Here is a 10892-nt window from a genome sequence, read left to right as displayed (position 1 = left end):
GGTCGGAATTACAAGTTGAGTGTACCACAAATGGCTGTTTTAGTTGTCTAGCTTAATTTTACAATCGGCGGTGTGAAATATATACATACTAAAGTGCATAATTTGTAATAATAAATTGATCTAATTTATCAAATATGAGATCATTAACTTAAATAAATTAATGAGGTTAAATTATGGAGCAAGAGAGAATTTCTAAATTAATTAGTCGTCAAAAAGAGATATATTTTGAAATACAGGAATTGAATCAGCAATCTTTTGAGATCCAGGAAAAGTTGGCAAACTATATCTTGGAGAAAGAGACTGATAGCAAAAAGCCTAGCAAAAAAGAACTATTGGAATCACTCGGTTTTATTGTGTCTTCAAAATATTCACACGGTACTAATATGAACATTATAGAGAAGGATAACGTTAAAAGTACTATAATCTTTAAAAAGAGTAAATTTCATACAAGTTCAAATTACAACGCATGGTACACTTTTAAACCCGACACTACTGATATAGTAGATTTTGTAATACTAGAATTTTACACCTTAACAAACAAACCAGTTTATGCGGTACTATCTAAGGCTCTATTTTCACAAATTGCTGAACAAACTAAGAGTCTTCCTGATGGACGATTTCATGTGTTTTTATTAGGTGATGATCAAAAAGCAATGATAAGCGATCTGAATATAGACATCAGCGAAACTTTGAATAATTTTGATATTTTGAGTCAGAAGTAACATTGTAAATTTCAAGTTTAAGTTAGCCACTTTGTTAAAGTGTGTGTTGTCCACTTACTTTGTTGTTTTCGCTTATTGAGTCAGTGCTTGACAATGAGTTGAGGCATGGTAGTCTCTTTGACGGGCTGGCATCAGCCAGCTTCCCAGCTATCAAGCCATGCCGAAAGAGGCTCGTTGTCAAGCACTGACAGGTTTAACCGTCTGTTTTTGGCGTTCCTTATGAAACTCTCTTACGAATAGCTCATAAGGTGTACGATAGTTTAATCGCTGTCGCGGGTAATCATTCATCCAGTTTTGAACACGTAGACATTGCTCCTCATCTACTTCCTCAAGAGACTGACCTTTGGGGAAGAACCGTCGAATGATTTTATGTTGATTCTCGCTGGTACCACGTTCCCAGGATGCATAGGGATGCGAAAAATAGACATCCAACGTATCCTGTAAGCTATCATGAAGCCCCGCAAATTCTGATCCGTTATCTGAAGTAATAGTCTTAAATAGATGTTGAAAAGAGTCTCCAACTCGTTGGCGCAATAAGCCAATGGCTTCATCCACAGCTTGCGCCGTTTTGTTCTTAATTTTAAAAATCACTTCGTAGCGCGTTTTACACTCAACTAATATTAATAAGACCGGATCAATAGCCGCTTTGTTTCCAATGACGGTATCTATTTCCCAATGGCCAAAGCTCTCTCTAGAATCAATTTCTTTAGGACGATTCTCAATCGATTGACCTAGAATGCGCTTGTTTCGACGCGCCTTAACTGTCCGTTTCTTGTTGTTACGCTTTAACTTTTCTAACAGATCCAAGTTACGTGTTTGCATCACACCGCTATCAATCCAATGATATAAGGTGGTTGTACAGGGTATAATCGCTTTATCGAATAACTGATGTCTCTTGGCTAAACCAACAACCGCATCCGGTGACCATTTTTCATGAAGCATCTTTTCATCTGCCCACTCAATAAAGGTATTTGAATCAGACCATTTAGGGCGTCTACCACTGTTAAGACGGTTTTGTTCATACTTGGCTTGACCGACATCTGCATCGTATATCGTGTAGGTATATTGATAGATTTTACCCTTCTGATTTTGTTTCTTTACTTGGGTAATCGTCCCTCTGTTGATTTCATTATTAATCATTTGAGGTACACACCCTAACACTTTGGCAATGTGACGATTAGAATAGCCTTCTTTTTTTTAGAATGGCAATTTGACATCGTTCTTTGTAAGATAGGTGTTTTCCTTTTCGTGAGTTTATGTTAAGCTTTTCTTGCGTCATGTGATTTCATCTCCGTTATTTGATAGTTGTGGTAACTTCAATATAACATGAAATCGACATGACGTTCTTTTTTTAGGATTTCAAGAGGTGGCTAACCTCATTATAAAATCCTCCAAATAAATAGTCATACGACGATAGCCATAAATTCCATTAAATGTTCCATATGATTCTTGAATGCATGCCATTAATTTTTTTAAAGCGCAATTCTGTATGTGTTAGTTGACGTTTTAACTTTTTATAATAGCTCGATTGGCTCACTTTTAATGCGTGGCACAGCCAGATTACTTTTTAGGCTTTTTCTTCGTATGTCGTTTTTTCTTTAATTAGATACATCTCTGGCTTTGAATTGTAGGATTGAGACTCCCCACCATTAGTATACCTAAAAATCCAGCTACGAATCGTTTTCTGAGATGGAATATTATATTTAATTGCCAGTTTATAGATGGATATCTTATTGATCAAGCGTTCTTGTGCCACTTGTTCTTTAAATTCCGATGAATAGTGTTGCTGCTTAGTCGGGGGTTGAAGGCCATCAATGCCATGTAGTTGATAGAGCCTCACTTTAAATAAAAAGTATGTATTCTCATACTGTAGTCCTAAATTCTTCAACATAGGAAAAGTCATACCCTCTAAATAATGAAGAATATAATACTCCAGTTCAGCCACTGTATGCTTCATATTTGAGTACATAAAAAGTCCCCCTAAAGTAGTTTACTTTTTTAAGTGTCTACTTTAGGGGGCATATCATACTCTCCGAAGAAAGTATCAATCCAATCAGTGATTACTTAAGATTAGATTATTCAGTAAGGCATTATCTTGAGGAAGCAATTCATGCTACACCGAATTTTACAGCTTCTCGAGAAAAAATATTTAATAACAACTTAAAATTAGCAACTGATAGTCAAGCGGATAACTCTTTAATTGCTCGTACTATTACTACAAAGCAAGATCGTAATCCTAATTCTGGTATTATCGCCTATGATAAGAACCCTTTAGTTGAAGGGACAAGATATCGAAACTTAACGCCTAGAGAAGCTTTTTTGCTGATGGGATTCACAGAAGAAAGTTTCGATAATCTAACAATCAAGAATCCTTCTGAAGACGTAAAAAGAGCTTTTCTAACGCAAGCTAAGTTATTAAAGTTAGCTGGAAACAGCATTGTAGTTGATGTCCTCTGTGGTATTTTTAAACAGATGGATTACATAAACACCCATATTCTTCCTCAAGATGACAAGGAATCCCAAAGTTTATCCGACTTTGGTTTAGAAATTAATATACTATAATTCTTAATAAACACAAACGAAGTTAGGAGCTCTACAAATTTGTAGAGCTCCTTGTTTTATTGATGGCATCTCTTTGAATATAATTATTGATCGTAATATTAAATTGTGAACTGAGTTCCGAGTAACTTACAATTTTCAAACTCTACTCGGTGAATGGATGCTTGGCTTAGATTTACATTCGAGAAGTCACAGGCGATAAAGCGCACATCAGTCAGATCTGCATCACTTAAATCCATATCGTTGAATATACCGTCACGAATGACGCAATTATATAATCGCACTTGCTCCACCTGAACGGTTGTAAAGTCAGGTTCATTCAAATCATAGCCATCTAGTTCTAAGATATAATCGTGGGGTTGGTATAAGTCTTTTAACTCTTTTTCTTCTATATCCGCTTGTATTACTGGTCGTTTAATTCGCATCATCTCGCACCCTTCTTTTTACTTATGGCTATTGTAGCATAGGCTCTATCTTTTTCTCATCCTTCTTTGATTATCAATTGCGACTCTTTGCGTATTTTGTTAGACTTTTTCTTATTAGTCATTTAAAGGAGGTCACCCGATGCTTATAGACTTAGTAGACAAAGAACCTGATGTATTAAAGTCTGTCGCTGATTTGTGGTTAGCTGTGAATTTAGAAGTGCATGATTTTGTTGACCCAGCCTATTGGACCAGTCATTATGATGATGTGCTCTCAGCTTTTCATGAAGCGAATATGGTGCTTTATCAAGAAGACAATCGACTGTTAGGCTTTGTTGGTATGACGGGAGACTATATTGCGGGTATTTTTATTGAGAAGGAGAGTCGCCACAAAGGCATAGGAAGCCTGTTGTTGACTTATTTAAAAAGCCAACACAAATCTTTGACACTTTCTGTTTATTCACGCAATTCGCAGGCGATACAATTTTATAAAAGGCATGGTTTTCAATTTATTGAGGAGTGTTTAGATGAAGAAACTCAAGAGAAAGAATGGCTAATGACCTGGACAGCAACTTAGATTATCAAACCCCCCCAACCAAACTCAATATGAACTGCCCCCTGTCAAGTAGACAGGTAAATAATAAAAATAGTTAAGGCGAATCTTCAGATTCGTCTTTTCTTTATATAGGTTTGGATGCCCTTCCATTTCATTAAGTGCTAGACACACTTATGATTAACAGCGGCTTGTTGAAAGTGATTTAAATAAATAGTCCTACGACGATAGCCATAAATTCCATTAAATGTTCCATGTGATTCTTGAATGATTACCATTAATTTTTTTAAGCGCAATTCTGTATGTGATGGTTGACGTTTTAACTATTTATAAAAACTCGATTGGCTCACTTTTAATGCTTGGCACAGCCAGGTTACTTTTTAAGCTTTTTCTTCGTAAGTCGTTTTTTCCCTTTCATCAGATACACCTCTGGCTTTGAATTACAGGATTGAGACTCCCCACCATTAGTATACCTAAAAATCCAGCTATGAATTGTTTTCCGAGATGGAATATTATATTTAATTGCCAGTTCATTGATGGATATCTTATCGACCAGGTGTTCTTGTACCACTTGTTCTCTAAATTCCGTTGAATAGTGTTGATTCTTATTCGGTGGTTGAAGGCTATCAATGCCATGTTGTTGATAGAGCCTCACTTCAAATGAAAAGTATGTATTCTCATACTGTAGTCCTAAATTCTTCAACATAGGAAAAGTCATACCCTCTAAATATTGAAGAATATAAAACTCCAGTTCAGCCACTGTATGCTTCATATTTGAGTACATAAAAAATCCCCCTAAAGTAGTTTACTTTTTTAAGTATCTACTTTAGAGGGAGCATATCATAAACTCTTCATATAATTTAATCACCTTTTAGGTCACTATAAATCTGCTCTCTTCCCACTTCGACTTAATTCCACAAAGAATCTTTAGGCCAAGCAATAGACCGCTCATATTCTTGTGTTCCTTTAGAATATCGAATCTTCGAAGTTTTCGACGGCGGGCGATCAAAACATTTAATACTTACCTTGTGATGTACCTTAAAATACAGGTTTCTACTTCTCGAAAGATGACCTCACCTTCTTCATCTAGCTCCATTGTATAAGTGGACATGATCTTTTATTACAAGAATAGTTGGTTGAATACAATACGCCAATCAAAAAAGTTAGAGAAGTATCACTAATTTTATAAGAAGCATTCACTCTCTTATACTCAACTTTAGATAAAACGAGTGCACCAAATTCAACTCCAGTAAATCTCCGGTGTAAGCGAAGATTTAAAACTGTCTTCATTTTCTACAATTGGATTTATTTCTAGGATATTTACGTGCACTCCTACTCATAATAAGCACTCCTTTAATCTGATAACCAAGGTACTCGTTAATTACATATTAACAAAAAACTAAATATCTTCATTGCGCATCATCCAATATCCCAAAATCTTCTTCAACCACCTTATAAATATCGACTTACCAATCTAGTCTGCACTATCCAATCCATACCTTACCCCATCTTCTGACAATTTTATATCCTTTTAACAAAAAAACTTTTTTTCTCCTTAATTTTATTATTTTCAATCCTTATACTTGTAATTAGTTGAGGCAATTAAAGATTATTTTTATGCGATTTATAAATTAATTTTCTCAATTAAATACACCTTTGTTTTTTGTTATATTATATAACGATGTTATCCTAATTTTGGTTAACATTATCAAAACAGCCTTATTTCGCGTTATATTTTATAACACCATCCGTCATAACTGACTTGTTTTGTGTATTTTTCATTAATATAATCTAACAATACTAAATAATATTATTAATATTTTATTGGAGGGTTTTATATGACGACGACTTGGACAAAAGAACGAATTATGGCAGATGCGAAAGAAAATAATGTAAAATTTATCCGCTTAATGTTTACCGACATCTTAGGTACGATAAAAAACGTAGAAATTCCTCTGTCTCAATTAAGTAAAGCTTTAGACAACAATATGACCTTTGATGGTTCATCAATAGAGGGCTTTGTACGAATCGAAGAGAGTGATATGTACCTGGTACCTGACTTACAAACTTGGCTGATTTTTGATTGGAATATTGCAAGCGATGATACTAAGCGCATTGCTCGTCTGATTTGTGACGTTGAGACATCATCTCGTGAGCTATTCTCAGGGGATCCTAGAAGCAACTTGAAACGTGTTCTGGAAGAGATGGAAGAACTCGGCTTCTCTGACTTTTACTTAGGCCCCGAAGCAGAGTTTTTCTTATTCAAGTTAGATGAAGAAGGGAATCCAACGATGACATTGAATGATCACGGTGGTTACTTTGACTTAGCGCCGACAGATTTGGCGGAGAACTGTCGCCGTGATATTGTTCTAGAACTAGAAGCTCTTGGCTTCGAGATTGAAGCTAGTCATCACGAAGTGGCCGATGGGCAACATGAGATCGACTGGAAATACGCTGATGCGGTGACGGCTTGCGATAATATTCAAACTTTCAAGCTCATTGTTAAGACCGTAGCTCGACGCCATCATCTTCATGCTACGTTTATGCCGAAACCGCTTTTTGGTATCAATGGTTCTGGTATGCACTTTAATATGTCACTCTTTACTGAAAGTGGTAATTCTTTCTACGATGAAAGTACGCGGTCTGGCTTATCTAAGACAGCCAAGCATTTTATTGCAGGTCTGATGGAGTACTCACCGGCCTTTACTGCCGTCTGCAACCCAACCGTGAACTCCTATAAACGACTGGTCCCTGGCTACGAGGCCCCAGTCTATGTGGCTTGGAGCGAGAAAAACCGCTCCCCATTAATTCGTATTCCAGCAGCTCGTGGCAACTCAACCCGTGTTGAATTAAGGAGTGTCGATCCATCGGCCAATCCTTATCTTGCTCTAGCGACGATTCTTAGCGCTGGATTAAAAGGTATTAGAGAAGAACTCGAAGCACCGGCTCCGGTTGATTGCAACATCTACAGCATGACCGCTCGCGAGCGTCTTGACCAAGGGATTACAAGCTTGCCCGGTTCATTACAAGAAGCCATACTTGAATTGAAAGCTTCAGACCCAATCTTGGATGCTTTAGGGCCGCATATCTCTACTAGCTTTATTAAAGCCAAAACAAAAGAGTACGAGGAATATGCCAAATATGTCTCACCATGGGAAATTGAACAATATTTTACTAATTATTAAAACATGATTAGTAATTAGTTGACGTCAATTAGTATCAATGTTACTCTATAAAAAAGGTATTGTGCGAGGTGCGGTTGACATGAGGACTTATGGGTCTGAGGGGATATCGCCGAAACGAATTATCGTTGGTTAGTCATCATAATAGGTGGCTAACTGTTCAACTTAACTGCCAGTTAAGCTGATTGTGCAAGCAATTACCGGGCAAAAGTATACCACTCTTCTACTGGAAGGATCATGGACTTTTGTTCGTGGTCCTATTTTTTATTCACTAAATTAAGGAGAGAGTGTAATGACAAAATTAACAAATAAAAAGGCCATTCCCTTTACAAAAATGGAAGGAATTGGCAATGACTATGTTTATATTAATGACTTAAAGGAAGAGATTGAAGATCTAGCAGAATTAGCAATTCAAGTAAGTGAACAACACTTTGGCATTGGTAGTGATGGTCTCATCGTGCTTCGCCCATCTAATAAGGCAGATTTCCAGATGCGGATGTTCAACCTAGATGGCAGCGAAGGTCGGATGTGTGGCAATGGCATCCGTTGTTTAGCCAAATTTATCTACGACAATGGCCTTTGGGATCAAAAATCGATTGAGATTGAGACACTAAGTGGCGTCAAAACCGTCCAGCTCATTTTCAATGATCAAGGTGAAGTCACAGGAGCTCGGGTCAATATGGGCCAAGCAATTATCGACACGGCCTTGATTCCAATTACGGCAGAGGAAGACCAATGGATTAATCAGGCCATTACAATCGCCGGGCAAGCTTATCAAGTGACTGGTGTATCGATGGGGAACCCTCATCTCGTTATCTTTCAAGAAAATATCAAAGACTTGGACTTACAAGCACTTGGACCTTGCTTTGAATATGACACGCGCTTTCCTGAACAAATCAATACCGAATTTGCCCACGTTCACAACCGCCAAGAAATTAGCATGCGCGTGTGGGAACGTGGGAGTGGCGAGACTTTGGCTTGCGGAACCGGCGCCTGTGCGGTTGCGGTCGCCGGGGTGTTGAATGGTCTTACTGAAGAGACGATTAAGGTGAACCTCTTAGGGGGAACACTCACAATCACGTGGGATCGGAGCGACACAGGGCATGTTTATATGGAAGGCCCTGCCCGCACTTCATTCACTGGTCACTACTTTCCACAAGTACATTAGGAGGATTTATCATGCAAGCAAATCATAATTATTCAAGGATTTCTGACAGTTACTTATTCTCAACCATTGCTCAAAAAATTGACACTTACACTCAACTAAACCCTGACAAAGAGATTATTCGTTTAGGCATCGGGGATGTGACCCAACCCCTTGTTCCAGGAATCATTCAAGCCCTCCATCAAGCAGTGGATGAACAAGCTTCTACTGATACTTTTCGTGGTTATGGCCCTGAAGGCGGTTATGACTTTCTGAGAGAGGCAATAGCCCAACATGATTATCAAGAAGTTGGCCTGTCAATGGATAGCAGTGAAGTCTTTGTATCAGACGGCGCCAAAAGTGATATCGCCAACTTGCAAGAATTATTCGCACTCGATAGCATCATCGCCATGGGAGACCCTATCTACCCTGTCTACATCGACAGCAATGTACTCACAGGTCGCTTGGGCGAATGGAATGAAGAGCTTGGTCAATGGAGTGAGCTTGTCTATTTAGAAAGTCATGCGGAAAATCACTTCCGACCTGCCCTCCCTACTGAGAAAGTTGATGTCATCTACTTATGCTACCCCAATAACCCGACTGGGATGACTCTAACGAAAGACGAACTGCAACAATGGGTCGATTTTGCCTTAGAAAATGAAAGTTTAATCCTCTTCGATGCAGCTTATGAAGCTTATATTCAAGAAGACGGTATTCCTCATTCCATCTATGAATGTGAAGGTGCCGAGCGTTGTGCGATTGAGGTCCGTAGTTTCTCTAAGAAAGCCGGTTTTACTGGCTTACGTTTGGGATACTCCGTCGTTCCAAAAGCACTGACTTTCCAAAATATGAATTTGAACCAAATGTGGCACCGCCGTCAATCGACCAAATTCAATGGCGCCCCTTACATCATCCAAAGAGCCGGTTGGGCTTGTTACCAAGAACCTGCCAGGACACAAATCGAGGAAAATATTAGCTATTATATGGAAAATGCTCGAATGATCAAGGAAGGTTTGAAAGAAGTAGGTGCAACCGTTTATGGTGGCGACAATGCACCTTATATTTGGCTTAAAACGCCAGTTGGTGTCTCATCCTGGGAATTCTTCGATCAGTTATTGGAAAAAGTTCAAGTAGTGGGGACCCCAGGGGTCGGCTTCGGCCCAAGTGGGGAAGGCTACTTTAGACTGACTGCTTTCAATACTCGGGATAATACTGAAAAAGCTGTTGAGAGATTGCAGAAGTATTATAGTGAGTAGGGTTTAGAGAGTGTAGGCGATTTTGTTAGTAGATTAAATTTTGGTATAATGATACCCCCAAAGGTTAGATTTTAGTCTTACTTTGGTTCTTTGTCAAATAATGTTGGTGAATATTTAAGGCGATAGATTTAGTTCTATCGTCTTATTTTTTGATGTAAGTTATTTCGCGATCTGTTGGATTGGAGGATATACTTTTATAGAGCCTCTTCGTCACAAAAATACAATGGGCGTACAGATTCAGCATTAAGTTGCTGAAGTTGGGTTGAGATTAAAATACGACATCTTAAGTGACCGTAATTGCGATAACCTTAGTCAGATCGTTTGATTATCTTGATTTTTATTTACGGTGCCTTCCACAACGCTATTCGAGAGTGTATAAGTTAAGCTGTTTTTAATATCTAACGCGTAGGAAGTTAAGGTTCGAAACGCTGTTCTCATCTTGTGTGGGAATACCTATCCATGGTGATGGTTTTTACCTGCCGCCGTTCTTCCAGTGAGAACCGTAAGAAATAAGCCCTTAAATACAGTTGAGTTCGGCCTTCAAGGATATCCACCATTTGATGTGTCGCGTTATTCATTAACAGACACGACATTGCCCCAGGAACATTTTTAACCGATTTAAATTCATCGATCGTCAAGTGGGACGGTAAGCAACTGGATTTAGGATTTAGGTTGTCCCCATAGGTTTTTAATTGACGGATAACCGTCGTGGTTGAAACATTCAGGTGTTGGGCGATGAAGGTCATGGACTGCATCTGAGCTAATTCTTCAAGGATGACATACTTCACCGCATTAGAAATAAAACAATGCCAGCGACTTAAGGAAGTGACAGCTACTGTGGCCCACGGCAATGTTTACACAAATAGCGTTGTTTCCTTAACTTTTAATAGACAGGCTGAAAGTTGTATTGTCCCAATAAAACGACGGAATTCATCGTACCGTTTCGTATGATATCATGACTACTTTGATTTAGACAGCCACAGTGAGAACAGGCTTGAGGCAAATGATCGAGATCCCCGTCACCGTGAGAACTTTTCGATGGGTCACCTTCACA

At 38.4% G+C, this 10892-nt stretch carries 11 protein-coding genes, 1 pseudogene and 1 riboswitch; of the genes and pseudogenes, 6 read left to right on the top strand and 6 right to left on the bottom strand.

The genetic code is table 11. The features are described from left to right. Positions 1-173 precede the first annotated feature (173 nt). Positions 174-722, top strand: coding sequence for a hypothetical protein (locus ACFO5Y_RS10995; protein ID WP_197105135.1), 549 nt, complete (start codon positions 174-176; stop codon positions 720-722). 177 nt (positions 723-899) lie between these two features. Here the strand turns inward: ACFO5Y_RS10995 and ACFO5Y_RS10990 are convergent. Then, positions 900-2001: pseudogene (locus ACFO5Y_RS10990) on the bottom strand (IS30 family transposase). Between the two features lie 288 nt (positions 2002-2289). After that, positions 2290-2691: a transposase gene (locus ACFO5Y_RS10985; RefSeq protein ID WP_197105134.1), complete on the bottom strand. Its 402-nt coding sequence runs from the start codon at positions 2689-2691 to the stop codon at positions 2290-2292. Positions 2692-2744: 53 nt separating this feature from the next. On the opposite strand from ACFO5Y_RS10985, the gene ACFO5Y_RS10980 reads away from it, so the two are divergent. Then, positions 2745-3284: a DNA cytosine methyltransferase gene (locus ACFO5Y_RS10980; protein WP_197105137.1), complete on the top strand. Its 540-nt coding sequence runs from the start codon at positions 2745-2747 to the stop codon at positions 3282-3284. Positions 3285-3382: 98 nt separating this feature from the next. On the opposite strand, the gene ACFO5Y_RS10975 is transcribed toward ACFO5Y_RS10980, so the two are convergent. Next, on the bottom strand, positions 3383-3709 hold the full coding sequence (locus ACFO5Y_RS10975) for a pentapeptide repeat-containing protein (RefSeq protein WP_197105133.1): 327 nt from the start codon (positions 3707-3709) through the stop codon (positions 3383-3385). A 136-nt stretch (positions 3710-3845) separates the two neighbouring features. Between ACFO5Y_RS10975 and ACFO5Y_RS10970 the strand changes: the two genes are divergently transcribed. Then, positions 3846-4280, top strand: coding sequence for a GNAT family N-acetyltransferase (locus ACFO5Y_RS10970; protein WP_197105132.1), 435 nt, complete (start codon positions 3846-3848; stop codon positions 4278-4280). Positions 4281-4420: 140 nt separating this feature from the next. Here ACFO5Y_RS10970 and ACFO5Y_RS10965 read toward each other — a convergent pair whose 3' ends face one another. Next, a complete protein-coding gene (locus tag ACFO5Y_RS10965; RefSeq protein WP_380706657.1) occupies positions 4421-4534 on the bottom strand; it encodes an IS3 family transposase in 114 nt (37 codons plus the stop codon). Positions 4535-4629: 95 nt separating this feature from the next. Beyond that, positions 4630-5040, bottom strand: a complete 411-nt coding sequence (locus tag ACFO5Y_RS10960) for a transposase (protein ID WP_197105131.1) — start codon at positions 5038-5040, stop codon at positions 4630-4632. Positions 5041-6094: 1054 nt separating this feature from the next. Here ACFO5Y_RS10960 and glnA point away from each other — a divergent pair. The 3 genes from glnA (at position 6095) to ACFO5Y_RS10945 (ending at position 9838) form a co-directional block, all read left to right on the top strand. Further along, a complete protein-coding gene (glnA, locus tag ACFO5Y_RS10955; protein ID WP_197105130.1) occupies positions 6095-7441 on the top strand; it encodes a type I glutamate--ammonia ligase in 1347 nt (448 codons plus the stop codon). A 57-nt stretch (positions 7442-7498) separates the two neighbouring features. Beyond that, positions 7499-7639, top strand: a riboswitch (Lysine riboswitch). A gap of 91 nt (positions 7640-7730) precedes the next feature. Beyond that, entirely contained in the window at positions 7731-8606 is an 876-nt protein-coding gene (dapF, locus tag ACFO5Y_RS10950; RefSeq protein ID WP_197105129.1) for a diaminopimelate epimerase, read from the top strand. Between the two features lie 11 nt (positions 8607-8617). Continuing rightward, positions 8618-9838: an LL-diaminopimelate aminotransferase gene (locus tag ACFO5Y_RS10945; protein WP_231606950.1), complete on the top strand. Its 1221-nt coding sequence runs from the start codon at positions 8618-8620 to the stop codon at positions 9836-9838. Between the two features lie 434 nt (positions 9839-10272). Here the strand turns inward: ACFO5Y_RS10945 and ACFO5Y_RS10940 are convergent, their stop codons facing one another. Further along, positions 10273-10689 carry a helix-turn-helix domain-containing protein gene (locus ACFO5Y_RS10940; protein WP_197105128.1) on the bottom strand — a complete coding sequence of 139 codons (417 nt, stop codon included), beginning with the start codon at positions 10687-10689 and terminating at the stop codon, positions 10273-10275. Between the last annotated feature and the right edge of the window lie 203 nt (positions 10690-10892).

It is taken from the genome of Ruoffia tabacinasalis (assembly GCF_042652985.1).
In the GTDB taxonomy this organism is placed as follows: domain Bacteria; phylum Bacillota; class Bacilli; order Lactobacillales; family Aerococcaceae; genus Ruoffia; species Ruoffia tabacinasalis.
The sequence above is the reverse complement of the archived record's forward strand: the minus strand, read 5'-3'. Positions and strand labels throughout refer to the sequence as shown.

Coding starts and splice junctions, on each gene's coding strand:
- ACFO5Y_RS10995 (WP_197105135.1), top strand. CDS start 174: ATGGAGCAAGAGAGAATTTCTAAATTAATTAGTCGTCAAAAAGAGATA.
- ACFO5Y_RS10985 (WP_197105134.1), bottom strand. CDS start 2,691: ATGTACTCAAATATGAAGCATACAGTGGCTGAACTGGAGTATTATATT.
- ACFO5Y_RS10975 (WP_197105133.1), bottom strand. CDS start 3,709: ATGATGCGAATTAAACGACCAGTAATACAAGCGGATATAGAAGAAAAA.
- ACFO5Y_RS10970 (WP_197105132.1), top strand. CDS start 3,846: ATGCTTATAGACTTAGTAGACAAAGAACCTGATGTATTAAAGTCTGTC.
- ACFO5Y_RS10965 (WP_380706657.1), bottom strand. CDS start 4,534: ATGGTAATCATTCAAGAATCACATGGAACATTTAATGGAATTTATGGC.
- ACFO5Y_RS10960 (WP_197105131.1), bottom strand. CDS start 5,040: ATGTACTCAAATATGAAGCATACAGTGGCTGAACTGGAGTTTTATATT.
- glnA (WP_197105130.1), top strand. CDS start 6,095: ATGACGACGACTTGGACAAAAGAACGAATTATGGCAGATGCGAAAGAA.
- dapF (WP_197105129.1), top strand. CDS start 7,731: ATGACAAAATTAACAAATAAAAAGGCCATTCCCTTTACAAAAATGGAA.
- ACFO5Y_RS10945 (WP_231606950.1), top strand. CDS start 8,618: ATGCAAGCAAATCATAATTATTCAAGGATTTCTGACAGTTACTTATTC.